General features: G+C 73.3%; 25 protein-coding genes. 9 read left to right on the top strand and 16 right to left on the bottom strand.

The window, feature by feature from the left end; all coding sequences use genetic code 11:
• Positions 1-243 precede the first annotated feature (243 nt).
• A complete protein-coding gene (locus ACFYST_RS23170; protein ID WP_387865078.1) occupies positions 244-948 on the top strand; it encodes a hypothetical protein in 705 nt (234 codons plus the stop codon).
• A 91-nt stretch (positions 949-1,039) separates the two neighbouring features.
• On the opposite strand, the gene ACFYST_RS23175 is transcribed toward ACFYST_RS23170, so the two are convergent.
• Positions 1,040-1,327 carry a hypothetical protein gene (locus ACFYST_RS23175; protein WP_387641338.1) on the bottom strand — a complete coding sequence of 96 codons (288 nt, stop codon included), beginning with the start codon at positions 1,325-1,327 and terminating at the stop codon, positions 1,040-1,042.
• Between the two features lie 229 nt (positions 1,328-1,556).
• Between ACFYST_RS23175 and ACFYST_RS23180 the strand changes: the two genes are divergently transcribed.
• Entirely contained in the window at positions 1,557-2,759 is a 1,203-nt protein-coding gene (locus ACFYST_RS23180) for a nitrous oxide reductase family maturation protein NosD (RefSeq protein WP_387865080.1), read from the top strand.
• A gap of 46 nt (positions 2,760-2,805) precedes the next feature.
• Complete coding sequence (locus ACFYST_RS23185) at positions 2,806-3,921, top strand: methyltransferase (RefSeq protein ID WP_387865083.1); 1,116 nt, start codon at positions 2,806-2,808, stop codon at positions 3,919-3,921.
• Positions 3,922-4,013: 92 nt separating this feature from the next.
• On the opposite strand, the gene ACFYST_RS23190 is transcribed toward ACFYST_RS23185, so the two are convergent.
• Genes ACFYST_RS23190 through ACFYST_RS23235 form a run of 10 tightly spaced genes read right to left on the bottom strand, consistent with a single transcriptional unit; the run spans position 4,014 to position 12,752 of the window.
• Positions 4,014-5,369, bottom strand: coding sequence for an acetyl/propionyl/methylcrotonyl-CoA carboxylase subunit alpha (locus ACFYST_RS23190; RefSeq protein ID WP_387641328.1), 1,356 nt, complete (start codon positions 5,367-5,369; stop codon positions 4,014-4,016).
• Positions 5,370-5,378: 9 nt separating this feature from the next.
• A complete protein-coding gene (locus ACFYST_RS23195) occupies positions 5,379-5,876 on the bottom strand; it encodes an acetyl-CoA carboxylase biotin carboxyl carrier protein (protein WP_387641325.1) in 498 nt (165 codons plus the stop codon).
• A complete protein-coding gene (gene accA, locus ACFYST_RS23200; protein WP_387865085.1) occupies positions 5,873-7,549 on the bottom strand; it encodes an acetyl-CoA carboxylase carboxyl transferase subunit alpha in 1,677 nt (558 codons plus the stop codon). Before accA ends, ACFYST_RS23195 begins: the two co-directional genes overlap by 4 nt.
• Before the next feature lie 34 nt (positions 7,550-7,583).
• The gene (locus ACFYST_RS23205; protein ID WP_387641319.1) at positions 7,584-7,913 is read right to left on the bottom strand and encodes a TcmI family type II polyketide cyclase; all 330 of its coding nucleotides are present in this window, start codon (positions 7,911-7,913) and stop codon (positions 7,584-7,586) included.
• Positions 7,910-8,368: an SRPBCC family protein gene (locus tag ACFYST_RS23210; RefSeq protein WP_387641316.1), complete on the bottom strand. Its 459-nt coding sequence runs from the start codon at positions 8,366-8,368 to the stop codon at positions 7,910-7,912. Before ACFYST_RS23210 ends, ACFYST_RS23205 begins: the two co-directional genes overlap by 4 nt.
• A gap of 1 nt (position 8,369) precedes the next feature.
• Positions 8,370-8,624 (bottom strand): acyl carrier protein, encoded by a 255-nt coding sequence (locus ACFYST_RS23215; protein WP_387641313.1) that lies wholly within the window; start codon positions 8,622-8,624, stop codon positions 8,370-8,372.
• Positions 8,625-8,650: 26 nt separating this feature from the next.
• On the bottom strand, positions 8,651-9,874 hold the full coding sequence (locus ACFYST_RS23220; protein ID WP_387641310.1) for a beta-ketoacyl synthase N-terminal-like domain-containing protein: 1,224 nt from the start codon (positions 9,872-9,874) through the stop codon (positions 8,651-8,653).
• Positions 9,871-11,133 carry a beta-ketoacyl-[acyl-carrier-protein] synthase family protein gene (locus tag ACFYST_RS23225; protein WP_387865088.1) on the bottom strand — a complete coding sequence of 421 codons (1,263 nt, stop codon included), beginning with the start codon at positions 11,131-11,133 and terminating at the stop codon, positions 9,871-9,873. Before ACFYST_RS23225 ends, ACFYST_RS23220 begins: the two co-directional genes overlap by 4 nt.
• The gene (locus tag ACFYST_RS23230; RefSeq protein WP_387865091.1) at positions 11,130-11,561 is read right to left on the bottom strand and encodes a cupin domain-containing protein; all 432 of its coding nucleotides are present in this window, start codon (positions 11,559-11,561) and stop codon (positions 11,130-11,132) included. The genes ACFYST_RS23225 and ACFYST_RS23230 overlap by 4 nt, the downstream gene beginning before the upstream one ends.
• A gap of 42 nt (positions 11,562-11,603) precedes the next feature.
• Entirely contained in the window at positions 11,604-12,752 is a 1,149-nt protein-coding gene (locus tag ACFYST_RS23235) for a SchA/CurD-like domain-containing protein (protein ID WP_387865093.1), read from the bottom strand.
• A 216-nt stretch (positions 12,753-12,968) separates the two neighbouring features.
• Between ACFYST_RS23235 and ACFYST_RS23240 the strand changes: the two genes are divergently transcribed.
• The gene (locus tag ACFYST_RS23240) at positions 12,969-14,639 is read left to right on the top strand and encodes an FAD-dependent oxidoreductase (RefSeq protein WP_387865096.1); all 1,671 of its coding nucleotides are present in this window, start codon (positions 12,969-12,971) and stop codon (positions 14,637-14,639) included.
• Between the two features lie 262 nt (positions 14,640-14,901).
• On the opposite strand, the gene ACFYST_RS23245 is transcribed toward ACFYST_RS23240, so the two are convergent.
• The gene (locus tag ACFYST_RS23245) at positions 14,902-15,288 is read right to left on the bottom strand and encodes a hypothetical protein (protein WP_387865099.1); all 387 of its coding nucleotides are present in this window, start codon (positions 15,286-15,288) and stop codon (positions 14,902-14,904) included.
• Between the two features lie 430 nt (positions 15,289-15,718).
• Complete coding sequence (locus ACFYST_RS23250; RefSeq protein WP_387641292.1) at positions 15,719-16,207, bottom strand: hypothetical protein; 489 nt, start codon at positions 16,205-16,207, stop codon at positions 15,719-15,721.
• A 989-nt stretch (positions 16,208-17,196) separates the two neighbouring features.
• Between ACFYST_RS23250 and ACFYST_RS23255 the strand changes: the two genes are divergently transcribed.
• The 5 genes from ACFYST_RS23255 to ACFYST_RS23275 all read left to right on the top strand — a co-directional run bounded on the left by ACFYST_RS23255 (position 17,197) and on the right by ACFYST_RS23275 (position 21,422).
• Positions 17,197-17,757 carry an RNA polymerase sigma factor gene (locus ACFYST_RS23255; RefSeq protein ID WP_387641289.1) on the top strand — a complete coding sequence of 187 codons (561 nt, stop codon included), beginning with the start codon at positions 17,197-17,199 and terminating at the stop codon, positions 17,755-17,757.
• The gene (locus ACFYST_RS23260; RefSeq protein ID WP_387865101.1) at positions 17,754-18,572 is read left to right on the top strand and encodes a zf-HC2 domain-containing protein; all 819 of its coding nucleotides are present in this window, start codon (positions 17,754-17,756) and stop codon (positions 18,570-18,572) included. The genes ACFYST_RS23255 and ACFYST_RS23260 overlap by 4 nt, the downstream gene beginning before the upstream one ends.
• Before the next feature lie 74 nt (positions 18,573-18,646).
• Entirely contained in the window at positions 18,647-19,453 is an 807-nt protein-coding gene (locus tag ACFYST_RS23265) for an ABC transporter ATP-binding protein (protein WP_387641284.1), read from the top strand.
• Positions 19,450-20,850, top strand: a complete 1,401-nt coding sequence (locus tag ACFYST_RS23270; RefSeq protein ID WP_387865104.1) for a hypothetical protein — start codon at positions 19,450-19,452, stop codon at positions 20,848-20,850. The genes ACFYST_RS23265 and ACFYST_RS23270 overlap by 4 nt, the downstream gene beginning before the upstream one ends.
• The gene (locus tag ACFYST_RS23275) at positions 20,847-21,422 is read left to right on the top strand and encodes a hypothetical protein (protein ID WP_387865106.1); all 576 of its coding nucleotides are present in this window, start codon (positions 20,847-20,849) and stop codon (positions 21,420-21,422) included. The genes ACFYST_RS23270 and ACFYST_RS23275 overlap by 4 nt, the downstream gene beginning before the upstream one ends.
• 168 nt (positions 21,423-21,590) lie before the next feature.
• Here ACFYST_RS23275 and ACFYST_RS23280 read toward each other — a convergent pair whose 3' ends face one another.
• From ACFYST_RS23280 to ACFYST_RS23290, 3 genes are all read right to left on the bottom strand, one after another.
• On the bottom strand, positions 21,591-22,991 hold the full coding sequence (locus ACFYST_RS23280) for an MFS transporter (RefSeq protein WP_387865107.1): 1,401 nt from the start codon (positions 22,989-22,991) through the stop codon (positions 21,591-21,593).
• 130 nt (positions 22,992-23,121) lie between these two features.
• Positions 23,122-23,586, bottom strand: coding sequence for a hypothetical protein (locus ACFYST_RS23285; protein ID WP_387865109.1), 465 nt, complete (start codon positions 23,584-23,586; stop codon positions 23,122-23,124).
• Positions 23,587-23,696: 110 nt separating this feature from the next.
• The gene (locus ACFYST_RS23290) at positions 23,697-26,222 is read right to left on the bottom strand and encodes a SpoIIE family protein phosphatase (protein WP_387641272.1); all 2,526 of its coding nucleotides are present in this window, start codon (positions 26,220-26,222) and stop codon (positions 23,697-23,699) included.
• Positions 26,223-26,325 lie beyond the last annotated feature (103 nt).

Here is a 26,325-nt window from a genome sequence, read left to right on the forward strand (position 1 = left end):
CCCCGTACTCCCTCGCCCGTCAGTCACCCGGCATACGTATCTCCCCACCGCCGTTGCCGATCTGACGCTCCGTCGGACCCCCCGAATGGCGCAGCGCCGCTGGCCGGAGGGGTTGCCCGGCTCCGACGATGGGGACGGAGAGCGGAGCGTTGGTTCCGCACGTCCGGGCGCGGGCCGACGGCTCGTCGGATCGACCGCGGCGCGCAGTGGCCGGCGCGGTTCTGAGCGAAAGGGTGCAGCGCGATGCGAGACGCGGACCAGAACAGTTCCGGCCAGGGGCCGACGCCCCGCCAGCCGCTGGTGCGCCAGGGCCGGGTCGGCCCGCCGGCCCGGCCGGAGCAGCCCGGACGGCGGCGGGTCCACCGCGGCGCGCGGCTGATGCTGGCGCTGGGCGCGGGCGCGGCCGGGATCGCGGTGATGGCGTCCTGCGGTGGCACGTCGGGTGAGGATCCGGTGCAGGCGGCGATGTCGACGTTCGTGGTGGGGACGGAGCGGTTCTCGGGCGAGCCGCCGTCCCCGCTCGGTTCGTTGCACTCGTCCGCGCTGGCGTCGGTGTCGGCGGCGCAGGCGTCGGCCTCGCAGCGGGCGGCGGAGTTCGAGGCGTCGGCCAACGCGCAGCTGGCGGCGGGCCGAGAGAAGGCGACGGCGGTGCTGTCGACCGTTCAGGGGTCGGGCAACGCGCTGGGCGATGTGACCCTGACCGGGATTCCGACCCAGACCACCGGCGATGTGTCGGCGGCGAAGGTGACGATCACCAACAGCACGCAGGAGACCCGCTCGTACGCGGTCCAGGTGGACTTCACGGACCCCAACGGGCAGAGCGTGGACTCCTCGGTGGTGGGGGCGGAGAACGTCGCGCCGGGCGCGACCGTGAACCCGGTGGCGTTCTCCACCAAGGGCGCGGGCACCACGCTGACGCCGGTGGTGGTGAAGGCCCAGCGCTACTGACCCGCAGCGAGTGTCCGCTGAGTGCCCCTCAGCGCACTGTGCCCGCCGCTCGATCACGGTCGAGTGGCGGGCACAGTGCGCTGAGGGGCACTCAGTTGACCGACCGAAAAATGACGTCGTCGTAGTCCCAGGAGGGGTCCTCGGCGTCCGGCCAGCTCGCGGTCTCCACTTCGCTCTCGGGGCCGATGTCCGCGGCGGTGGGCCGGGCGGCGAGTTCCTCGTCGAGCCGGTACTCCTCGCTGCGCTGCCGCTCGGTGCGGTAGTGGTCGGCGGAGTGCGGTTCGGCGGGGAACAGGTCGGTCCGGCCGGCGCCGGTGGGGCGCAGGTCGTCGGGGGCGGGGTCGGTCTGTTCGGAGGTGCGTCCACGTTGCAGGGTCATGGGTCCATAGTGGTTCGACCGGCCGAGGGGGGCCCGGTGCCCGGCCGAAGTGCCCCCCGATCGGGTGTACGGGTGGTGCCGTCCTCCCGGGCCACCCGGTCGGCGGGTGTGGGCAACTCGTGCGACCGAACCCGGCTGGCCGCGGGCGGGTCGCGGCCATAGCTTCGAGGCGGCGGGCGCGCGCCAAGGCCGTCCGCGACCGCAACCCCTTGGAAACCGGCTCTCCCTGATGACTCCTCTCTTCGCTCCGGCGCGCCCGCGCACCCGCCTCGCCGCCGTCCTGCTCGCTTCCGCCGCCACCGTGCCCGCCCTGCTGGCCGTCAGTCCGGCACCGCCCGTCTCCACCCTCCTGACGTCCGCTCTCTTCGCCGCCCCCGGCCACGTCCTCGTCCCCGTCCCGATCCCGGGCGCCGCGTTCGCCGGTTCTGCCCTTGCCGCGCGTCCGAACGTGGTTCACCTCGCGCCCGGTGCCTCGGTGCAGGCCGCCGTCGACGCGGCCCACCCGGGTGACGTGGTGGAGCTGGCCGCGGGCAGCTACCCGGGCAGCGTCACCCTCGCCACCGACGGGGTGACGCTGCGCGGGCAGGGCAGCCGCACGGTACTCGTGCCCGACCCGGCGGACGGCAGCGCCTGCGCCAAGGCCGGCAACGGGCTGTGCGTGACGGGTGTGGCGGACGACAACGGGGCGCCGGTGCGGCCGGTGTCGGGCGCGGTGGTGGAGGCGCTGACGGTGGCGGGGTTCGCGAAGAACGGGATCGCCGCCGCCGTCACCGACGGGCTGACGGTCCGCCGGGTGACGTCCCACGACAACGGCCTGCAGGGCATCAGCGTGGAGATGTCGACCCGCGCCACGGTGATCGACAACGAGGCCCGGGACAACGGCCAGGCGGGGATCTTCATCGCCAACTGGTTCGACCGCAAGGGCGGCGCGTTGGAGACCCGCGGCACCCAGGTGGCGGCGAACCGGCTGACCGGCAACCGGATCGGCCTGCAGCTGCGCCGGGTGCGCGACCTGACGGCGATGGCCAACCTGGTGTCCGGCAACTGCGGCGGCATCTTCGTGGTCGGCGACGACGGGGTGCCGCGGGCCGGTGCGCTGACCGTCACCGGCAATGTGGTGCGCGCCAACAACCGCTACTGCGAGCCCAATCCGCGCCTGGACTCGGTCCAGGGGACAGGCATCCTGCTCACCGGCACCGAGGACGTCGCGGTCGTCGAGAACCTGGTCGCCGACCACTCCGGCAACTCCCCGATGTCGGGCGGCATCGTGCTGTACCCGAGCGTGGTGGGCGCGCCGAACGCCCGCGCGGTCGTCACCGGCAACACGCTGAACGACAACCGGCCCACCGATCTCGCCGATCGTGACCAGGGCACCGGGGACTCCTTCACGAACAACATCTGCAGTACTTCCCAGCCCGCCGGCCACTGCTGACCGGCCCTCCCGAGCCCTCCAGCCCCGACGAAAGGCCGCCGTGCCCATGACCTCCGCCCCGACCCGACCGGTCCCGCCGTCCTCCTCCCCCGCGGCGACCGCTCCGGTGACCACCACCCCCGCCGAACCCGTCACCGCCCCGTCCGCCCGCACCGGTGTGCCGCCCGCGATGCTGCTCCGCGAGCTGGTCTTCGGCGCCGCCTGCGCCGGTGCGGTGCGCGCCGCCGCCAGTCTGAAGCTGGCCGACGCGCTCGATGAACAGCCCGCCACCGCCGAGGAGTTGGCGGCGCGGCTGGGCGTCGAAGCCGGCCCGCTGGAGCGCCTGCTGCGGGCCCTGGCCAGCTACGAGGTGTTCGCCACCGCCGGTGACGGCCGCTTCTGCCACACCCCGCTGTCGCGTCTGCTGCGCTCCGACGAGCCGGGCAGCCTGCGCGACATCGCGCTGTGGTGCACCGAGCCGTGGACCTGGCAGTCCTGGTCCCGGCTGGACGACGCGGTGCGCACCGGGCGCAGCGTGTTCGCCGACGCGTTCGGCAAGGAGTTCTTCCAGTACCTGCACGACGACGCGCCGGAGTCCGCGGCGCTGTTCAACCGGGCGATGACGCAGTCCAGCCGCCAGTCCGCGCAGGATCTGGCCGACTTCCTGGATCTGACGGGCGTCGCCACGGCCGCCGACATCGGCGGCGGTCAGGGCCAGGCGCTGGCGGCCCTGATGGAGCGCCAGCCGGGCCTGCACGGCACGCTGCTGGATCTGCCGAAGGTGGTCGAGCACGCCGATCCGCGGCTGTTGCCCGGTGGCGCGCTGGCCGACCGGGCGCGGTTGGTGCCGGGCGACTGCCGGGTGGCGATCCCGGTGCAGGCCGATCTGTATCTGGTGAAGAACATCCTGGAGTGGGACGACGAGTCGACCCGCCGCACTCTGCGCAATCTGCGTCAGGTGGCCCGCCCGGGTGCCCGGGTGGTGATCGTGGAGAACCTGGTCGACGATTCCCCGTCGATGCGTTTCACCACCGCGATGGACCTGCTGCTGCTGCTCAATGTCGGCGGCGCCAAGCACACCCTGGGCAGTCTGACCGCGCTGATCGAGGAGTCCGGCCTGCTGCTGAAGGCCGTCGCCCCGGTCAACCCGTACCTGCACGCCTTCACCTGCACGGTGCCGTAGCGGGAGAGCCGAAAAGCCGTCCGGACCACGTCGGTCCGGACGGCTTTTCCATCGCGAGAAGCCGGACGGCTTTTCCATCGTGAGAAGAAGGGCTACGACACCTCCGCGGCCATTTCGGCGACCAGCGCGGTGGTGTGCCGGCCGGCCCGGAAGCGCGGGTCGGCGAGGGTGCGGCGCAGGTAGTCGGTGGTGGTGCGCACGCCGGGGCCGTCGATGCGGAACTCGGCGAGGGCGCGGTCGAGACGGGCGATGGCCTGTTCGCGGTCGGGTGCCCAGGCGATGGTCTTGGCGAGCAGCGAGTCGTAGTCGGGGCCGATCGGCCAGCCGGGGTAGGCGTGGGTGTCGACCCGGACGAACGGGCCGCCGGGCGGGACGAATTCGGTGAGCAGTCCGGGGGTGGGCAGGAAGCCGCGTTCGGGGTCCTCGGCGTTGACCCGGGCCTCGACGGCTGCGCCGCGCGGGCGGACGGCGTCCTGGCGGAGCGTCAGGGGTTCGCCGGCGGCGATGGTGAGCTGTTCGCGGACCAGGTCGATGCCGGTGACCATCTCGGTGACGGGGTGTTCGACCTGGAGGCGGCAGTTGACCTCCATCAGGTAGAACGCTCCGTCGGTGGCGAGCACGAATTCGAAGGTGGCGGCACCGACGTAGCCGACGGCGAGGGCGCCGCGGACGGCGGCGGCGCAGATCTCGTGGCGCAGCGGGTCGGACAGGTTGGGTGCGGGTGATTCCTCGATGAGTTTCTGGTGGCGTCGCTGCACGGAGCAGTCGCGTTCGGCGAGGTGGACGGCGTTGCCGTGGCGGTCGCAGAGCACCTGGACCTCGATGTGCCGGGCGCCGTCGACGTAGTGCTCGAGGTAGAGCCGGTCATCGCCGAAGACGGCGCGGGCGTGGGCGCGGGTCTCCTGGAAGGCGGTGGGCATGTCGGCGGGGTCGCGGACCACGGCCATGCCGCGTCCGCCGCCGCCGGCGACGGCTTTGAGGATGACGGGGTAGCCGGTGCGGGCGGCGATCTCGCGGGCTTCGGCGGGGCTGCGGACGGCGCCGGTGGAGCCGGGCAGGACGGGCAGTCCGGCTTCGGCCATCAGCCGGCGGGCGGCGGATTTGTCGCCGAGCTGTTCGATCACGTGCGGGGGCGGGCCGATGAAGGTGAGGCCGTTGGCTTCGCAGATCTCGGCGAAATCGGGGTCCTCGGAGAGGAATCCGTAGCCGGGGTGGACGGCCTGGGCGCCGGTGAGCCGGGCGGCTTCGACGATGGACGGGATGTGCAGGTAGCTGGCTCTGGCGGCGGCGGGTCCGAGGTGGACGGCCCGGTCGGCGAAGCGGACCACCGCCGAGTCGCGGTCGGCGGTGGAGTACAGGGCGACGGTGCGGATGCCCATCTCCCGGCAGGTGCGGGCGATCCGCAGGGCGATCTCGCCGCGGTTGGCGATCAGCACGGTGGTGAACATGCGGGCCCCTTACGCGGGTTCGACGGCGATCAGGCGCTGCTGGAACTCCACGGCGGTGCCGTCGGCGACCAGGATCTCCACCACCCGGCCGGCGAGGTCGGCCTCGACGGGGCTCATCATCTTCATCACTTCGAGGATGCCGATGGGCTGGCCGGCGGTGACGGTGTCGCCGACGGCGACGAACGGCGGCGCGCCCGGTTCGGGCGCGTGGTAGAAGGTGCCGATCATCGGGGCGCACACGTGGTGGCCGGCTGCTTCGGGTTCCGCCTCGGGTTCCACCTCGGGGCTGGTCCGGTCCGGCGCACCGGACTCGTCCCATTCGATCTCGACGGCGGTGCCGAGGTGTTCGAGCCGGATCCGGCGGGGCGGCTGGGCACGGGTGCGGGCGAGTTCGGCGACGCTGCGGCACAGCTCGGCGAGGTCCGCGACCTGGTCGGGGCCGCCGGATCCGTCACCGGTGAGGGTGATCCGTCCGTGGGACGGCTGGTTTTTCACCTCGACGGTCATGGCTGGCTCCAATCTGCCGCGGCGGTGTCGGCGCCGTAGCGGTGGAAGCGGGCCCGGCGGGCGGCGCGCAGCCGGTCCGGGTCCCAGGGGATCAGTTCGCGCAGGGCCTCGGTGACGGCGGCTTCGAGCAGGTCGGCCGCGGCGGCGTGGTCCTGGTGGGCTCCTTCGGGCGGTTCGGGGACGATGCCGTCGACGACTCCAAGGCTGAGCAGGTCGCCGGGGTGCATCCGCAGCGAGGCGGCGGCGGTGGGTGCGGCCTGCGGGTCCTTCCACAGGATGGCGGCGCAGCCTTCGGGGCTGATCACCGAGTAGATGCCGTTGGCGCTGACCAGGACGCGGTCGGCGACGGCGAGTGCGAGGGCGCCGCCGCTGCCGCCCTCGCCGATCAGCACGGCGACGATGGGGACGGGCAGGCGGGCCATCAGGCGCAGGTTCTCGGCGATGGCGGCGGCCTGTCCGCCGGATTCGGCCTCGGGTCCGGGGTTGGCGCCGGGGGTGTCGATCATGGTGACCACGGGCAGGCCGAGTTTGGCGGCGAGCCGCATCAGCCGGTTGGCCTTGCGGTAGCCGGAGGGCTGGGCCATGCCGAATCGGCGGCGTTTGCGTTCGCCGAGGTCGGTGCCACCCTTGTGGTGGCCGATCAGGACGACGGGGGTGCCGGCCAGGCGTCCGGTCCCGGCGACGATGGCGGGGCAGTCCTCGGTGAGCCGGTCGCCGTGCAGTTCCTGGAAGTCGTCGACCAGGCGGCGGATGTAGTCGAGGGTGCTGGGCCGTTCGGGGTGCCGGGCGAGGCGGACGTTCTGCCAGGGGTCGCGGTCGGCGAGTTCGTCGGCGGCGCGCAGGATGGCGGCGGGGTCGCCGGGGGGCCGGGGTTCGGCGGGGGGCCGCAGGCCGAGCAGCCGGCCGAGGACGGGGCGCAGGCCGATCCGGGGCACGACGTCGTCGACCATGCCGTGGGCGAGCAGGAATTCGGCGGTCTGGAAGCCGGCGGGGAGTTTCTCGCCGGTGGTCTGTTCGATGACGCGGGGTCCGGCGAAGCCCATCCGGGCGCCGGGTTCCGCGATGATGACGTCGGCGAGGGTGGCGAAGGAGGCGGCGACGCCGCCGTAGGTGGGGTCGGTGATCACCGAGACGGTGAGGATGCCGGCTTCGTCGAGTTCGGCCATGGCCTGCGCGGTCTTGGCCATCTGCATCAGTGACAGCACGCCTTCCTGCATCCGGGCGCCGCCGCTGGCGGTGACCAGGACGAGTGGGGCGCGGCGCTCCAGCGCGACGGTGGCGGCGTGGGTGATGAGGGCGCCGACGGCGCAGCCGAGGCTGCCGCCGAGGAAGCGGAAGTCCATGACGGCGGCGATGCAGGGCTGGCCCTCGATCTGTCCAGCGGCGCACAGCACGGCCTCGTGCAGGCCGGTGTGGGCGCGGGCCTCGTCGAGGCGGTCCTGGTAGGGGCGGCTGTCGACGAAGCCCAGCGGGTCGTGCAGGGCGGGCACCGGTCCGAGGGGTTCGGCGGTGCCCGGGTCGAGGAGTTGGGCGAGCCGCTGCGGGGCGGTGAGCCGTCCGTGGTGCCCGCAGTCGGGGCACACCTGCAGGGTGCGTGCGTAGCGTCTGCCGTAGACCAGGCCGGCGCAGCCTTCGCAGCGCACCCAGTCCGCCGGTTCGCTCTGTTCGGCCACGGCGGCTCTCCCTTCCCTGTGCAACGGCGGGTGGTCAGCGGTCCCAGCGGTAGAACTCGTGGGCCATGGCGTCCTTGGGGCTGCGCCAGGTCGACGGGTCGTAGGCGTCGACGTAGACGGCGAGCCGTTCGCTGATGTCGCGGAATTCGGGGTGGTCGGTGTACTTGGCGACCTCGGGTCCGGGGGGGCGTTCGGACTCGATCAGGTGGAGGTAGATGTCGCCGTACTGGAACAGGCTGCGGCCGTGGACGCCGATCAGCCCGGGCAGCGGGCCGCGGTCGGAGTCGGCGAAGACACCGGCGATGTGGTCGGCGGTGCCTGGCTTCATCCTGGCGACGATCAGGGCGCGGTGGGTGCCGGTCATCGGGCCCCGCCGGCGCGGTGTTCGACCTTGGCGCGGATCAGTTCCATCTGGACCTTGGAGTTCTGGTTGATGATGTCGGTCATCTGGAGGTCGTCGACGGGGGCGGTGGGCTTCATCGCGAAGTCCTGGATCCAGCGCATCCGGGTGCCCTGCGGGAGGTCCTCGTACTCCCAGCGGATCTCCATGAATTCGAACGGGCCGGGTTCGACGCGGCGGGCCCGGACGGCGAGCGCGTCGCGGTCGGTCTCGCGTTCGGAGACCCAGCTCCACACCTGGCCGTTGTCGTCGGGGTGCATGGTGAGCCGGAACTTCACCAGCTGGCCCTGCCGGTCGAGGACTTCGACGGAGGCGTACTCGCTGAACAGCTGCGGCCAGTTCTCCAGGTCGTTGGTCATGTCCCAGACCAGGTCGACGGGGGCGTCGATGAGGATGGTGTTGTCGGTGTGTCCGGGCATCTCAGGCACCAGCTTTCACAGTGGAGTTGACGGTCTGCAGGAACTCGGCGACGGGGCGTCCGAGCAGTTCGGAGGAGTCGATGGAGACGCCGTAGCGGTTCTCCAGGTCGGCGAGGACGCCGAGCACCCCCAGCGAGTCGACGCCGAGGTCGAGGAACATGCAGCCCGGGTCGGCCAGTTCGTCGACGGTGACCTGGACGCCGGCCCGGGCCTTGATCAGGGTGGCGAGTTCCTCGTAGGTGATCTCGGATGCCATCTGTTGCTCCTAGCGGTGGGGTGGGGTCAGGCCCGGCGCAGTACCAGGGCGGTGTTGGAGCCCATCTGGCCGCGGCTGAGCACCAGGGCGGTGCGCAGTTCGGCGGGCCGCGGGTGGCCGATGACCAGGTCGAGGCCGTACGGGCAGTCCTCGGTGTGCGGGGTGGGCGGGATCAGGCCCTGTTCGAGGGCGAGCACGGCGGCGGCCACGTCGAGGGCGGGGGCGCCGCAGTGGGCGCGGCCGAAGCCGGCCTTGGGGGCGGTGACGGGGACGCGTTCGGCGTGTTCGCCGAGTGCGTCGGTCAGGGCGAGGGCTTCGGCGCGGTCGGCCTCGGGGACGCCGAGGGCGTCGGCGAAGACCACGTCGATCTCGTCGGGTGCGCAGTGCGCCTCGGCGAGGGCGCCGCGGATGGCGTGGGCGAGTCCTTCGCGGCTCTCGGCCCAGCGGGCGGCGCCGGTGAAGGTGGCGGTGTGTCCGGCGATCCGGGCCCGGGTGCGGGCGCCGCGCCGGAGGGCGGTGTCGGCGTCCTCGACCACGAACATGGCGCCGCCCTCGGCGGGGACGAAGCCGGCCGCGTCGGAGCCGAACGGCCGGTAGGCGCGGTCGGGGTCGTCGGTGGTGGACAGCCCGGGGTAGCCGAGTTGGCAGACCATCGAGTAGGGGGCGATGGGTGCCTCGGCGGCGCCGGCCAGCACGGTGTCGGTGCCGCGGCCGACGGCGCGGGCGGCGTGCGCGAGGGCGTCGAGGCCGCCCGCCTCGTCGGAGGCGACCACGCCGCACGGGCCCTTGAAGCCGCCGCGGATGGAGATCTGGCCGGTGGAGGCGGCGTAGAACCAGGCGATGGACTGGTAGGGGCCGACGTGGTGGGGTCCTTCGGCCCACAGGTGCTGGAGTTCGCGCTGGCCGAACTCGCCGCCGCCGGATCCCGCCGCGGTGACCACGGCGACCTGGAACGGGTCGTCGGGGTGGGACGTCAGGTCGGCGTCGGCCATGGCGAGTTCGGCGGCGGCCATCGCGAAGTGGGTGAATCGGTCGGTCTGCACCAGGTAGCGCGGCTCGACGTACTCCTCGGCGTCGAAGCCGCGCACCAGGCCGGCGATCCGCAGCGGAAGGTTCTCGCAGCCTTCGCGGTCGATCCGGGTGAGCGCGGAGCGGCCCTGGCTGAGCGCCTTCCAGTAGTCGTCGGCGCCGATGCCCTGCGGGGAGACCACGCCGACGCCGGTGATCACCGCATTACGAGTTCGGCTCATGCCGCCTCCGCTCTGCTCAGCACCACCGCGGACTGGAAGCCGCCGAAGCCGCTGCCCACCGACAGCACGTGGCGCAGCGGCAGTTCGCGGGCGGTGCGGGGGACGTAGTCGAGATCGCACTCGGGGTCGCGTTCGGTGTAGTTGGCGGTCGGCGGGACCACGCCGTGGTGCAGGGCGAGGGTGCAGGCGACCAGTTCGATGGCGCCGATCGCGCCGAGCGAGTGCCCGACCATCGACTTGATGGAGCTCATCGGGGTGCACCTGGCGTGCGCGCCGAGGGAGCGTTTGACGGCGGCGGTCTCGTGCCGGTCGTTCTGCTTGGTGCCGGAGCCGTGCGCGTTGACGTAGTCGATGGCGTCGCCGGGCAGCCGGGCGTGGGCGAGGGCGCGGTCGATGGCTTCGGACATCTCCACGCCTTCCTGGGTGAGTCCGGTCATGTGGTAGGCGTTGCCGAAGGTGGCGAAGCCGCCGAGTTCGGCGTAGATCCGGGCGCCGCGCCGCTTGGCGTGCTCCCATTCCTCCAGCACGAGGACGGCGCCGCCCTCGCCGAGCACGAAGCCGTCGCGGCTCTTGTCGAAGGGGCGGGAGGCGTGTTCGGGGTCGTCGTTGCGGGCCGAGGTGGCCTTGATGGCGTCGAAGCAGGCGACGGTGATCGGTGAGATCGGTGAGTCGCAGGCCCCGGCGACGATGACGTCGGCGCGGCCCTCCTCGATGGCGAGGGCGGCGTAGCCGACGGCGTCGAGGCCGGAGGTGCAGCCGGTGGAGACGGTCTGCACGGGGCCGTGCGCGCCGATCCGTTCGGCGACCGCGGAGGCCAGCGTGGCCGGGGTGAAGGCCCGTTCCAGGTGCGGCTTGGCGGGCCGGTGGTCGACGTCCCAGTGCTCGCCGCGGCCGCTGACCAGCACGTAGTCGGCTTCGAGCCGGGTGGTGCCGCCGACCGCGGTGCCGAGCGAGACGCCGATCCGCCAGGGGTCCTCGCGGTCGGGTTCGAGTCCGGCGTCGGCGATCGCTTCGGCGGTGGCGACCAGCGCGAACTGCACGTAGCGGTCGTTGCGGGCGATCTGGTCGGCGGTCAGGCCGTGCGCGGCGGGGTCGAAGTCGCACTCGGCGGCGATCCGGGAGCGGAAGCCGTCGGGGTCGAACAGGGTGATGCCGCGGGTAGCGGTGCGGCCGTCGGTGAGCAGCTTCCAGAACTGCCGGACGCCGATGCCGCCGGGTGCGACCACGCCGATCCCGGTCACCGCGACCCGGCGGTTCACGAGGCCGCCCCTGCCGGTTCCGGCGGCCCCGCCTCGGAGGTGCTCTGCTCCTCGGTGTCGACGTGGCCGAGTTCGGGGCGCGGCGCGAGCGGCCCGAGGTGGAAGACCATCCGGGCCTGGCCGGTGCCGACGTTGCGGAACCGGTGCTTCATGCCGATCGGGATCATCAGGCCCTGGTCGGGGCGCAGCGGCTGGGTCTTGCCGTCGAGGTCGACCTCGAGTTCGCCGGACATCACGAACACGAACTCCTCGGAGTAGGGGTGGTAGTGCTCGCCGATCCGCTCCCCCGGTTCGACGATCGCCACCCCCATGAATCCGCTGGTGGCGCCGCACGCCGTCGGGGTGAGCATGGCCCGCAGGTCGCCGCCGCGCTTGCGGTTCGGGGGCGCGTCGTCGACGTGGACGACAGGTGGCATCTCGGTGGTCACGGTGGACTTCCTTCCGGGCGTGGGGATGTGCGGGACGGGTGGTCAGGCGTCGGCGGAGCGGCGGTCGGTGATCGGGGTCATGGTGCATTCGGCGAGCAGGTGGCGCAGGCCGTCGGCGCTGGGCACGGGGTGTTCGGTGGGGATGTCGGCGAGCTTGCCGAGCACCGCGGCGGCGCGCGGGCCGGCCACGCCGAGGGCGGTGGCGGGGTCGCTCGCGGGGTCGGTGAGCAGGTCGACCAGCCGGACCACCAGGTCGTCGCGGCGGTGGACGGTGGCGCGGACCAGCGGCGAGCCGGGGTCGGCGGCGGCGTGCTCGTCCTCGCCGGCCAGCAGTTCGGCGAGCGCCGCGCCGCAGCCGGGGCGGACCGGGTACAGGTAGGCGTGCCGCTGCACCGGGCCGGACTTGAGCGCGGCGTGGTGGTGGACGGCGGGGATGGCGGCGCGCTGGAAGAAGTCGCGGGCGGCCATCGGGTCGTCCAGGTCGCGGTGCTCCTCCAGGTACGGGTTGATGGCCTGTTCGACGGCCCGCACCTCGGGCTGCTGGGCGACGTGCCGCAGCGCGGCGACCAGGTCGCCGGCGACTTCGACGCAGCGCACGACCCGGTTGCCGCGCATGAACAGCGAGGTGCGCAGCAGCCGGGTGGTGTCGTCGACCCGGGCCTGCGGGGAGCGGTAGCCGGACAGCAGTTCGGCGGCCTTGGCCTCGGCGCCGGGCCGGACGGTGAAGCTGAGGGCGTGCCGGACCACGCCGTCGGGCCCGGGCCGGGGCGCGGCGGGCACGCCCGGGTGGTGTTCGCCGGGGCCCAGCGGGGCGGCGAGGCTGTCGATGGTGTGCGTGCCCTGGGTTTCGCGCAGCACGGTGTAACGCAGTGAGCGGGTGTCGCGGACGCAGCCGTGCAGCGGCTTGACCATGTCGCGGTGGGCGGGGCTGTCGACCCAGGCGAGGAACGGCGGGGCGCTCTCCCATTCGCTGGTGATCAGCCAGCGGGACGGGTCGTCGATGGACTGGCAGAGCTGGTCGCTGATGTGGCCGGGGACGGCGGCCACCTGATGGCGGAGCAGTTCGTAGACGTCCAGGAAGTGGTCCTGGGCGCCGTCGTGGACGTCGAGCATCAGGACGACGCGAAGCCGGCCCGTGGCGGGCCGGCCGGTGGTGGTGGCGGTCTCCTCGGTTGTGGAGAGCAGGGTCATGGCAGCGGGATCCTGTCGTTTGTTCACATGGGTGCTCGGCCGGCCGGTCGTCGGGTCGGCGGGCGGGTCGTGGTTCGCACTCGATCGTCACGGGGGTGCGGGGGTGGCGCGAGAGTTCGCGGCCATCCGGGCGAAGCACCCTGCGTGGCCGTCGGCGGCGGGGGATGGTTGCGGGGTCTGGCGCATCCAGCGCCCCGCACGGATGGAGCAGGTCTGATGAACACACAGATGGCGGACCGGGTGCCGGTCCTGGTCGCGGGCGGTTCCCTGGTGGGGCTGTCGGCGTCCCTCTTCCTTGGCCGGCTCGGCGTGCCGCACCTGCTGGTGGAACGGCACGCGGAGACCTCCCGGCATCCGCGCGGGCGCGGCAACAACCTGCGGACCATGGAGCTGTTCCGCACCGCCGGGGTGGAGGACGACATCCGGGCGGCCGCGTCGGTGCTGGCCGACAACCACGGCATCCTGCAGGCCGAGACGCTGTCCGGCGGCGAGCAGGAGTGGCTGTTCCGGGAGATCGACCCGGGCGGGGGCCTGGCCAGATTCAGCCCGTCCTCGTGGTGCCTGTGCAGCCAGAACGACCTGGAGCCGGTCCTTCAGCGGCACGCCGCCGAACGCGGCGACGTGCGGTTCAACACCGAACTGGTCTCCTTCGAGCAGGACGCCGACGGGGTGACGGGGCGGCTGCTGGACCGGGCCACCGGCGAGGAACGCGAGGTGCGGGCCGACTATCTGATCGCCGCGGACGGGCCGCGCAGCCCCGTCCGGGAACGCCTCGGCATCGGACAGTCCGGGCGTGGCGACCTGTTCCACAACGTCAGCGTCACCTTCCGGGCCAAGCGGCTGGCGGACGTGGTGGGCGACCGGCTGTTCATCGCCTGCTACCTGACCGACCCCGCGGGCGCGGGCGCGCTGCTGCCGGTCGACAACCGCGAGAAGTGGGTGTTCCACCTGCCGTGGCACCCCGAACGCGGCGAGGCCGTCGAGGACTTCACCGACGCCCGCTGCATCGCGCACATCCGGGCCGCCGCCGGGGTCCCCGACCTCGAGGTGGAAATCACCGGCCGGGCCCCGTGGCACGCCGCCGAACGGGTCGCCGACCGGTACGGCGCCGGACGGGTGTTCCTGGTCGGGGACGCCGCCCACGAGATGCCGCCGACCGGCGCGTTCGGCTCCAACACCGGCATCCAGGACGCCCACAACCTGGCCTGGAAGCTCGCCGCCGTACTGGCCGGCTGGGGCGGGCCCCGACTCCTCGACTCCTACGAGAGCGAACGCCGCCCGGTCGCCGTACAGACCGCGGCCCGGGCCGCAGCCCGCTCCGTCGAGCACCAGCACCCCGGATTCGACGCCGCCCCCACCGGCGGGCCGCGCACCAACGTCCTGGCCGTGGCGCTCGGCTACCGCTACCCGGAAGGCGCGCTGGTCGGCGCGGACGCCACGGCGGGCGTCGTCCCCGAGCGATTCGCCGCCACCGGCGAACCCGGCACCCGCGCCCCGCACGTATGGCTGCGCGACGCCGCCGGCAAGCGCCTGTCCACCCTCGACCTGTTCGGCGGCGGACCGCTCCTGCTGGCCCCCGCCGAGGGCGGCGCGGCATGGCCGGAGGCCGCCCGCAAGGTGGCCGAGCAGACCGGGGTCCCGGTGCGCTGCCTCCTGATCGGCGAGGGCGGCGACCTGCGTCCCGAGCCCCCCGCCGACCTCCCCTCCGGCGCCCGCCCCACCGGCCCGGTCTCCCCCACCACCTGGCCCGAGGCGTACGGGCTGCACCCGGGCGGCGCCGCGCTCGTCCGTCCGGACGGGTTCGTCGGCTGGCGCGCGACCGGAGCCGTGGGCGACCCGGCCGCGGCACTGCTGGTCGGCGTGCGGGGGGTGGCCGGCCTGGCCTGACAGGGCGCGAAATCAGGGGCGCTGGGGGTACCCCCAGGCGAAGCCGAGGGGGCGGAACTGCGCGACAAGCGCAAAGCCCGTCCGCAAGGTCGCGATCGAGTGCAGGTCACTGTTCCGCATCGCGATCTTGCTGACGGGTGCCTTCCGCTTCGCGCAGTTCTCCGCCCCGCCCCAGCCCGGGTCCATCGGGGCAGGCGCCGACGGCTGGTCAAGGTACCCGCCGCTTGCCTGCCCGGGATACTGGTGCGGCGCCGCCTCGTGGTCAGCAGTCCCGAACGGGATCGGTTTCGCTGGTGATGTCGGTGTCCTTCATGAAGCCGAGTTGGCCGTTGTCGGCGACGGTCATCAGCCAGCGGTTCGGGTGCGGCCCGCCGACCCAGGCCTGGCCGTCCTCCTTGCAGTAGAACCAGCTGGGGTTGGAGTTCATGTAGCCGACGACGGTGGAGGGGTCCGGGTAGAGGTGGTTGTTGCCGACCGTGCCGTAGACCGGAGAGCCGGGCACGTTGTAGCAGTACCACCGGTTGCTCTCACCGGGCCAGCAGTTGTCGGCCGCCGAGGCGGACGGCGCTGCCACGACACCCAGGCTCACGGCGAGGGCGGTGGCGACAACGGCGGCGGTGATCCTGGCGGTTCGTACTTTGCTGAACACGTCTCACTCCTGGCTGTGTGCCTGCGAACTGACTGGCTCCCAGCGTGCCCGACAGCCCTGGCGTGTCACACATCCGACATCGCCGGTGACTCAAAGCGATCGGTCTCCAGGGAGGCTTGCCCGAACATCGTCGGTCACACACACGAACGTGGGGCAGGTGTTCGCCCGTGGCACACCACCTGTCCGACCTTCACCCTCACCCCGCGGCGCCCGGACGGCGGGGATCTCCTGGCGGACTCCGCGAAACCGCCGGCGATGACCAGGAGCAGCTCGCTTCGGTGGTACTGGCCGACATTGAACGGGTCCGGCCGGTGCCGCCGGCTGCGCTGCCCCGCGAGCGGTCGTACCGTCACCGCCGACTCGAGCGGCACCTCGACGGTCACGCTCCAGTCGGCAGGCCGGTTCACCTGCTGTGAGCTACGCCGGGGATTCAACGTGGCGCCGAATCGCCGGGAACGGGAGCGGGCCTGCCCGTGCTCCACGGCTCGGGCACGCCCACTCGCACGTCGAGGTCCCAGAGGACGCACTCCTCGTCCGGCCGGGCAACGAACGACCATGCCACGGCCGTCCGGTGCAGCTGTTCCCGCATCGATCCCGCGCGTCTCGCATCCCCGGGGAGCTCACCGCCCTGGGGATGGTGATGCAGGAACTGCCCGTAGCCTGCCTGACAGAAGGCCGCGTAGCGCGCGGTGCACAGAATCAACCCGTGCCACGCCTCGTCCACAGCGAACGAGGGCATGCCGATGATCTGCTCGTCCAGCAGGGCCGCTCCGCAGCACCGTAGCCACTGTCGCAGCCCGGTCTCGACCAGCTCCCGCGGCCGGAAGGGACAGGTCCTGTAGACGGCAGGGGGAAGTTCAAGCGCGTCGACCGCCGACTGCACACGGTCGAGCCGTCGTGAGAACCGTCCTGAAAGCACGCCGCTTCTCCGTCCTGGATGGCCAAAGAACTACCTCGGCAGCAGGTTCGTGCCGACCGCTCCGGTCCCGACGAGACGTCGGTACGGCTGGGCACTTAGCCTCCGCCGCCGCAACCCCCTCCGCAGCCACCTCCACCTCCCCCGCCACAACCGCCGCCGCCTCCGCAGCCACCTCCGCCGCTGCCGTCTCCGCCGCCGCTGTCTCCGCCGCCGCCGCTGTCTCCGCCGCCGCCGTTGTACCGCGATCGCCTGTTGGCGTCGTCCTGGTTCGAGAGCCAGCTGATGACCTTGACGGCAGCCCAGATGATGCCGGCCCAGATCAGAATCTCCATGAAGGTTGTCTACCCATTCCCTTACGAGCGACCGGCTTCGTTTTGGGGAAGTTCGCGGTGCGAGGACCGGGCTGAGTCACATCTGTCGCATCGTCACTTCCTGTGTCATGGGCGACAGTTCATGACAGGTGCCGTGCGGGCCGGGAGGGCGGCGGACGCCTTGGGCGATGAGCGGGAACCGGAACCGAAATGTCCGACGATGGCCGGTCGAACGTGCTGGTGCGTGACCTCCGAGTAGATGGCCAGGTCGTTGCTGCGGCCGTCTGTCTCGAGTGGCCGACCGGGTGGCGCAGGGCATGCTCCCGCGGTGGCAGACACGGAGTGCGGCGGCGAGGAAGGTCGCGCACGGGCTCGGATTCGCCGAGCTCGGCGCCCGTCTCTTGGTCGAGCTGATCTGACGCCGGGGCTGACCGGCTTCACTTGCGCCCGTGTTCCCGGCCCGGGCCGCTGCCGCCCAAACCTGGGACCCGTTTCCGGCTGGGTGTGCCCGTTGCGGGCCGGGGCCGGCCGGTTGGTCCGAGTGGCCGTCGGGCCGCCGTGGAGGCCGGTCCGGGGCCGGTCGATGTTGTCCCGCCCCCTGCCACGCCCTGCCGCCAACGTGTGACACGGATCACGCCACATCGAGAACCCGGCCGCGGGTGCTCGCGTCTGGCAGGTGTGAGAGCACGCAGGAGAGCACTGGACGAGCTGGACGAGGAACGTCTGCTCCGGCTGGTCGCCAGGAGCGACCGGGCGGCGTTCGACGAGCTGTACCGGCGCACCGCGCCTTGGCTGGCGGTGCGGTTGCGCCGTCGCTGTGCGGACGAGCAGATCGTCGCCGAGGTGATGCAGGAGACCTATCTCGCGGTGTGGCGCGCGGCGGGCGCTTTCGCCGGCAGCGCGGTGGGCGGGAGCGCCGTCGGCTGGTTGTGGACCATCGCGGCCCGCCGCCTGGTCGACGCCTTCCGCCGCCGCGCGCACCACGCCGAGCCGCCGGCCGCCGCGGCCGGGACGGCCATCGCACCGGCCGCCGAGGACGAGGCGCTGGCCGCGTCGGTCGGCGGCGACGTGGGGGACGCGCTGCGGCGCCTGGCCCCCGAGCTGCGCGCGGTGCTGCAGGCCACCGTCCTCGACGGGCTCTCCGTCCGGGAGGCGGCCGTCCTGCTCAGACTGCCCGAAGGCACGGTCAAGACCCGTGCCCGCCGGGCCCGGATCGCGATGCGGAAGGAACTGGCATGAGCGCGGACCACGCATCGGCGGGGCTGATCGACGCGTATGCGCGAGGTGGCGACGGGCTGCCCGCGGACACCGTCTGGGCCCTGGAGGCGCACCTGGAGGGCTGCGCGCCCTGCCGGGGGCTGCTGGCGGCGGCCGTGCCCGACGCGGCGCCCGGCGTCGCGGCGCTCGTCGGCTCCGTGCACGCCGCGCTGCGGCCGCAGCTGGACGCGGCCCGCCCGGTGCCCGTGCGGCGCCGGACCCGATGGCTGCCGGCCTGGGCCGCACCGGCCGCTTCGCCCTGGCTGCTGACCGCCGTCGCGGTGGCGCTGCTGGCACTGACGCTGGACTCCGCGGGGCCGCCGGGCATGTTCGGCCAGGTGTCGCCGCTGCTGCTGGTGGCGCCCGTGCTGCCGCTGTGCGCGGCCGCCGCCGCCTGGGCGCCCGGCCTCGACCCGGCGCACGAACTGACCGCCGCCACCCCGCGTTCCGGCCTCCCGCTGCTGCTGCGGCGCACCGTCGCCGCACTGGCCGTGGTGCTGCCGGTACTGCTGGCGGCAGGCGGGCTGACCGGGGCGATGACGGCCGCGCAGTGGCTGCTGCCCTCGCTGGCCTTCACCAGCACCGCGCTCGCTCTCGGCAGCGTCGTCGGCGTCGGCCGGGCCGCCGCCGCGCTGGTCGCCGTCTGGGCCGCGGCCGTCGCGGCACCCGTCTGGGCCACCGGCCGCCTGCCGTTCGTGCTACGGCCCGAGCAGCTGCCCGGCTGGGCGCTGCTGCTCGTCCTCGGCGCCGCCACGGTGCTCGCCCGTCGCCGCGCGTACTCCGCACCTCGTACCTGAGCGCCGTCCGGGCCACCGGCCGCCGGCTCCACCCCCGCACCTGACCCACCCCCCTTCCGGAAGGAACCACCTCCATGCCACGCGCCGTCAGCGCGGCCTCCGTCGCGCCCAAAACCCATGCCTGGGAGATCCGGGCCGAGGGCCTGCTCGTCCGGGCCGGACGCAAGAAAATGGCCGTCAATGGCCTCGACCTCGCCCTGGGCACCGGCGCCCACGGCCTGCTCGGCCCGAACGGGGCCGGTAAGACCACCCTGATCCGGGCGCTGGCCACCGTGCTGCGCCCGGCCGGTGGCGAGCTGGAACTGCTCGGCACCGCCGCCGGCCACGCCGACCTTCGGGCGCTGCGCCGCCGGATCGGGTACCTGCCGCAGGACTTCGGGTACTACCGGCGATTCACCGTGCGGGAGTTCGTCGAGTACATGGCCTGGCTGAAGGAGGTTCCGAAGGCCGAGATCCCGGGCGCCGTCCAGCGGGCGGTGGAGCGGGTCGGCCTCGCGGACCGCGCCGACCACCGGATGAAAACGCTGTCCGGCGGCATGGTGCGGCGGGCCGGCATCGCGCAGGCCATCGTCAATGATCCCGACCTGCTGCTGCTGGACGAGCCGACCGCCGGGCTGGACCCGGCGCAGCGGCTGCGGTTCCGCGAGCTGCTGCAGGAACTCGGCCGGGACACCTGCGTGGTGGTCTCCACCCATCTGGTCGAGGACGTCGCCGCCGCCTGCTCCGACGTGGTGCTGTTCGCGGACGGCCGCCTGGTCTTCCAGGGCACCCCGGACGACCTGGCCGCCGCCGGCGGGCCCGAACACCCGGGCGACAGCCCGCTGGAGCGCGGCTACTCGGCGCTGCTCCGCCGCACCGAGCAGCCCGGGGGTATCTGGTGAACGTACGTGTGCTGCGGACCGAGCTGCGTCGCTCGGCCGCCCCGTGGGCCGGGCTGCTGGTGCTCGGCGGCTCGCTGGCCGTCCTGTTCCTGATCGACGGCATCTGGTGGCACGGCACGGCCGGCTGGACGGCGCAGTGGACGCCGATGGCGATGTGGACGCGCTGGCTGCTGGGTTTCTGGTGGCCGCTGACGGTGGGCGTCGGCGCGCTGTACGGCCTGCGCGACGCCCGCTCGGGGACGGCGGAGCTGTTCGGCACGGTGCCGAAGCCGGCCTGGCGGCGCGCCGCGCTGCCCGCCGGGGCGATGGCCGGGGTCCTGGTGGCCGGGTACGGCGTGGTGGTGACGGCGGGCGCGGTGCAGGTGGCGCTCGGCGACTCCGGGTACCGGACGCTGGGCTGGGTGCCGATCTCGCTGGTGGCGGCGCTCGCCCTGGCGGCGGGAGCGGTGTTCGGCATGGGCGTGGCGAAGACCGTGCCGTCGGTGCTGACCCCGCCCGCGCTGGTGGTGCTCTCGCTGGTGACGGTGGGCACGCTGCGGTTCACCGGCGACGGCGCGGTGCCCGGCGCCACCGTCGCGCCGAACCGGCTCGCCCTGTTCTCCCCGGTGACGGTCGATCCGCGTGAGGCGCTGCTCACCCTGTCCGGCTCCGTCCACCTCGGCCAGACGCTGTGGCTGCTGGGCCTGGCCGCGACCGGTCTCGCCCTGCTGGTCGCCGCGACCCGCCGGAACCGGCTGCTGGCCCTCACCCCGGTGCTGGTGGGCGCGGCGCTGGCGCTGGCGGTGCTGCCCGGCGACGCCCGTCACACGTACGTGGTGGACGCGGCGGCGGCCCGGCCCGTCTGCGACGGTCCGGTGTGCGTGACGACGGCCGACCGGCACCGGCTGCCGGAGCTGTCGGAGCGCGGCGCCGAGGCGCTGCGAATCCTGCACGACCTCCTGGGCGACGGGGCGCCGCGGGCGATCCGCGAGGACGCCGAGCCGCGCGCCCTCGGTGACCCGCGACGGATCGACGCCGGGACGATCCTGGTCGACTTCGACGAGCGGGAGTTCGGCCACGCGAGCGGCCGGGACCTCACCCGCGCCCTGGTCGCGCAGGGCCTCGTCCCGACCTGCTACGCCCGCACCGACCGGGAGGGCGGACTGGTCGACGACGCCGCCGCGCAGAGCGTCGCCGCGAGCTGGGCGCTCGGCGAGAGCGCGCTGGTGCCGGTGGAGACCCCGGGCGACAGCTCGTACGACCAGCAGGCCTGGGAGAACGCCCGGGCCGCCTGGACGGCGTTCGCCGCCGCTCCCCCGGCCGAACAGCGCGCCCGGATCGCCGCGCTGCACGACGACGCGCTGTCCTGCTCGACGGACCGCCGCCTGAACGTCCTGGCCGGATCGGAGGCCCGATGAACTGGCTGGTGCTGTACGCCCGTTCACGTCAGGTGCCGCTCTCGGCGGCCGTCGTCGCGGCCGTGGCGCTGAGCGTGTGGGCGCTGGTGGACGCCGCCCCGGCGGGCGCGGAGGACCGGGGCACCACCGCGCTCGTGCTGACCGCCAACGTGCTGGCCGCCGTCGTCGGCCTCGGCGGGCAGGACGCGGTGCTCGACCGCACCGCCGCGATCCGCTGGGCGCCGCGCCGGGCCGCGCATGTCCTGCTGATCGGCGCCGCCGCCGGCGCGGCCGTGCTGGCCGTGCAGGCCGTCGGACCGGAGCTGGCCTCCGTCTCGGTGGTGGTCCGCGACAGTGCGGGCCTGGCGGGCCTGGCCGCACTCGGCGCGGCCTGCTGGGGCACCACGTACGCGTGGGCGCTGCCGACCGGCTGGCTGGCGTTCACGATGCTGGTTCCGCCACTGGGCGGCGTCCCGGGCCGGGTGGGCATGTGGCTGATCCAGCCGGCCGGGACCACGGCGGCCACCGTGACGGCGTCGGCGCTGCTGGTGGTTGGCACCACGCTGTACGCTGCGGCGGGTCCGCGACGGTAAGCGAAATTGGCGCGCGACAAGCGCAAAGCCCGTCCGCAAGGTCGCGATCAAGTGCAAGTCATTGTCCTGCATTGCGATCTTGCTGACGGGTGCCTTCCGCTTCGCGCAGTTCCCCGCGCCCCTGGTTGTGCTCTCCCTGGTTTCGCACCCCCTTTATTCGCACCCCCTTTATGGGCGCAGCGCAGCAATGAGCGCCAGCAGCACGAACGCGATCACCACGGCGAGGCTGAGCTGGAACGCCCCCGGATAGTCGGCCGGCGTGTGCAGGTGCCCGAAAAACGTCGCGCCGACGGTGGCGATGCCGGCCGCGGAGCCGATCCGCTGGGCGGTCTGCAGGACGCCGCCGGCGCTGCCGGCCCGGGCGACGGGTACCTCGTTGAGGGTGAGGGCCTGGTTCGGGGAGACCACCAGTCCGCTGCCGAGGCCGGCCACCAGCAGTGGCAGGGCGGTGGCCCAGCCGACGAACGGGCCGTTGAAGAGGTGGACGGCGAGTGCGGCGAACGCCAGGCCGACGGCGACGGTGGCCAGGCCGACGGCGATCAGCCGTCGGCCGTAGCGGACCACGATCCGGCCGCCGATGGTGGAGGCGACCGCGGAGGCCAGGGCGAACGGGGTGATGGCGAGGCCCGCGTAGAGCGCGCTGTAGCCGCGGCCGGCCTGCAGGTAGAGCGTGAAGACGAAGAACACGGCGGTGAATCCGGCGAAGTACAGCAGTGACACCAGCGAGCCGGAGGTGAACGAGCGGGTGCGGAACAGCGCGGGGTGGACCAGTGGTTCGCGGCTGCGGGCGTACCGGTGTTCCCATCCGGCGAACGCGGCGAGCACCAGCACCGAGGCGGCCAGCAGCAGCCACTTGCGGGGGTCGTGCCACTGGGCCTGGACCAGCGGGAGCAGCAGCAGGACGGTGCCGGTGCCGAGCAGCAGCACGCCGACGGGGTCGAAGTCGCGGCGGGCGCAGGTGTCGGGGGTGGGGGCGGGCAGCAGGCGGCCGGCGAACGGGAGGAGGGCCAGGCCGATCGGGAGGTTGACGTAGAACACCCAGCGCCAGCCCTCCTCGGTGCCGAAGGCGGCGATCAGCAGGCCGCCGAGCATCGGGCCGACGGCGGTGGAGAAGCCGATGGTGGTGCCGAGCAGGCCGAACGCGCGGGCGCGTTCGCCGCCGCGGAACAGCTGCTGGATGAAGCCGGAGACCTGCGGTACCAGCAGGCCGCCGGACATGCCTTGCAGCAGGCGGGCGATGACCAGCCAGTCCTCGTTCTGGGCGGCGCCGGCCAGTGCGCTGGTGGCGGTGAACGCCGCGAGTCCGGTGAGGAAGACCGGGCGGCGGCCGATCGCGTCGCCGAGCCGGCCTGCGGGGACCAGGACCAGGCCGAACGCCAGCGAGTAGCCGGAGAGCACCCACTGGAGTCCGGCTTCCGACATGTGCAGGCCGGTGCGTACGGACGGCAGCGCGACGTTGACGATCGACACGTCGAGCAGGGTCATGAATCCGGCGGTCAGGCACACCGCGAGGGCCCGCCAGCGGCGTACTCCGGTGGTCGCGCCGCCGACTGTCGTGGGCTGGGCCATACGTGTGTCCTTCCGTCCGGCGCCCGGTCCGGGCGGCGTCCAGTCTGGGCGGCGCGGACGGTGGCGGGCGGGCGGCGCGCCGGGGTGGACGACCGGTCGGCGGACGCCGGGTCGGGCGTCGGGCGGCAGGTCAGGCGTCGGACGGCAGGTCGAGGAGCAGCTGCTGGGCGTCGGCGAAGGCGGCCGGCTCGGCGCCGAGGTCGGTGAGGGTGGTGATGACGACGGCGTCGACGCCGGTCAGCCAGTTGCTGGTCTTGGACTGCACGACCACGGTCTGGATGTGTTCGGTGCCGTCGCACAGCACCTGGGTGGGTGAGGTGCGGGTGGAGCCGAAGGCGATGCTGGCGGGGTCCTCGGGGTCGGTCTGTTCGACGGAGGTGTTGAGGGAGCGCGGGCCGTCGGAGGGGGCGCAGGTGTAGGTGAGTTCGACGCGGACCCGGCTGGGGATCTTCGGGTCGATGCTGACCCCGGTGATCCCGATGACGGTCGCGGCGTCGGCGTCGGGGTCCTGGTCGGCGAGGGCGGCGGGCGCGAGGGCGACGGGCACCAGGGCCAGGGCCAGGGCGGTGAGGGCGGTGGGGAGGCGGAGCTGCACGGCGGGGCCTTCCGGACGGAGGGATTTCTCCGACTGTCCGTCAGCCCCGCCGTGCGGGCGAGTCGTGGCCGCCAGGCGGGTGTTGTCCCGGCGTGTCTGCGCGGCGGATGTCAGCCGGGGCGGTAGGGCAGTTCGATCTCCGCCCAGACCACCTTGCCGTTCTTGGTGGGGCGGGTGCCCCAGCGGTGGGCGAGTTCGCTGACCAGGTGGATGCCGCGGCCGCCCTCGTCCTCCTCGGCGGAGCTGCGCAGCCGGGGCGGCTGGCCGCCGGCGTCGGAGACCTCCAGGGTGAGGGTGCGGTCGCGGAACAGGCGCAGCCGGCGGGGGGCGGCGGCGTGCAGCAGGGCGTTGGTGACGAGTTCGCTGACCACGAGTTCGGCGTAGTCGGTGAGGGTGGACAGGCCCCAGCTGTCCAGGGTGGCGCGGGTGAATCGGCGGGCGCGGGCGGGCAGCGGGCCCTCGGTGGGGAGGATCAGGGTGGCGATCTTGTCGGCGGGCACGGGCAGCGCCCGGGCCATGATCATCGCGATGTCGTCCTCGGTGCCGTCGGTGACCAGCGCGGCGAGGGCCGCGTCGCAGCTCTCCTCCAGGGTGCGGCCGGGGGCGGCGAGGGTGCGGGCGAGCAGGTCGATGCCCTCGTCGATGTCGCGGCCGCGGCGTTCGACCAGGCCGTCGGTGTAGAGCGCGAAGGTCGATCCGGGCGGCAGGGTGAACTCGGTGGATTCGAACGCGCCGCCGCCGATGCCGAGCGGGACGCCGGGCGGCAGGTGCATCACGTGGGCGCTGCCGTCGGGGTCGACCCGTACCGGCGGGAGGTGGCCGGCGGAGGCGATCACCACGCTGCGGTCGACGGGGTCGTAGACGGCGCACACGCAGGTGGCGAACTGGCCGTCGCCGATCGCGGAGGCGGTCTCGTCGAGCCGGCCGAGGACCTGTTCGGGCGACAGGTCGAGGGTGGCCAGGGTGCGGGCGACGGTGCGCAGCTGGCCCATGGTGGCGGCGGCCCGGATGCCGTGGCCCATCACGTCGCCGACCACCAGGGCGACCCGTCCGCAGGACAGCGGGACCACGTCGAACCAGTCGCCGCCGACCTCGCTGACCACGCTGGAGGGCAGGTAGCGGTGGGCGATCTCCAGGCCGAGGGTGCGGTGGATCTCCTGCGGCAGCAGGCTGCGTTGCAGGGTGAGGGCGGTTTCGCGTTCGCGCCGGTAGAGGCGGGCGTTGTCGATGGCGAGGGCGGTACGGGCGACGAGTTCCTCGGCGAGCGAGACGTCGGCGGCGCTGAACGGTTCGGGGTTGCGGGTGCGGATGAACTCGGCGCCGCCGAGCACCATGCCGCGGGCGATCAGCGGCACCAGCAGGTAGGAGTGGATGCCGGCGGCCATGCCGGGGGCGACCCGGTCCTCGCTGGGCACGATGCCGCGCAGCACCTCTTCGTCGACGTGCGGTTTGAACAGCGGGCGGCCGCTGCGCATGCACTGGGTGTAGGTGCGCTCGGCGCCGTACTCGGTGGTGCCGCCGACCTGGTCGGCGGCGCCCGTCAGGCTGGTGCCGTAGGCCTCGCCGACGGCCAGCGCGCGGACCTGGACGGCCTTGCCGGGCTGGATCGGGGCGGGTTCCTCGCCGCGCACCACCGGTTCGAGCAGGTCGACGGTGGCGAAGTCGGCGAATCGCGGGATGACCGCCTCGACCAGTTCTTCGGCGGTGCGCTTCAGGTCGAGGGTGGTGCCGATGCGGGCGCTGGCGGAGGCGATCAGCGCGAGGCGTTCCTGGGCGCGGGCGGCGCGGGCCTCGGCCCGGAAGCGCTCGGTGACGTCGATGATCGAGGAGGACACGCCGAGCACCCGGCCGGTGGAGTCCTCCAGCCGGAAGTAGGACGCCGACCAGGCCCGGTCGTGGCGCGGGTCGGCGGGGACGCGGCCGTGCGAGCGGGCGTCTATGACGGGCTTTCCGGTGGCCAGCACCTGCCGCATCACGGCTTCGACCTCGGCGGCGTTGATGCCGGGCAGTACGGTGGTGATCCGCCGGCCGAGGTGCTGCTCGATGGTGAGGCCGTTGATCCGGGCGAGTGCCTCGTTGAGGCGGACGAAGCGCAGGTCGGTGTCGTAGACGGCGAGGCCGATCGGCGACTGGTTGAAGAAACCGTCGAAGACCGCCAGGTCGGACTCCACCTCGTGCAGGGCGTGCACGTCGGAGGCGGTGGCCAGCAGCAGGGTGCGGCCGTCGGGGCCGGCGATCGGGTAGGTGTGGAACTCCAGCTCGACGGTGGAGCCGTCCCGGCGGCGGACCGAGTGGGTGCCGGTCCAGCCGTGGCCGGCCAGCAGTTTGCGGAACACCTTCTCGCCGGTGTCGATCCCGTCGTCGGCGAGCAGCAGCCGGGCGGGGTGCGCGCCGAGGGCCTCGTGGGCGGACCAGCCGGTGAGGGCCTCGGCCTCCTCGCTCCAGTGCAGGATGCGGCCGTCGTCCTGGACCAGCGCGGTGGCCAGTGGGACCAGGCGGTGCCCGGCCAGGCGCGCGGAAGCGTCGCCCGCCGCGTCCCGGCCAGGCGTCTGTTCGAATCCGTGCGTGCTCAGTTGGCCACCTGCCCGGTACCTTCCCCGGTTCTGCCGGTAGTTCCGGCTTCCACCAGACTGCATGGCCTGCCGCACGCCTGCGACTGGTGATCGTGCGGGCGACGTGACCGAAGGTGAGAGTCTCCTCGATCCTGGCCTTTCGAGGCAAGGGGAAGACGGTGATCTG

The organism is Kitasatospora sp. NPDC004614 (assembly GCF_042873675.1).
Taxonomy (GTDB): domain Bacteria; phylum Actinomycetota; class Actinomycetes; order Streptomycetales; family Streptomycetaceae; genus Kitasatospora.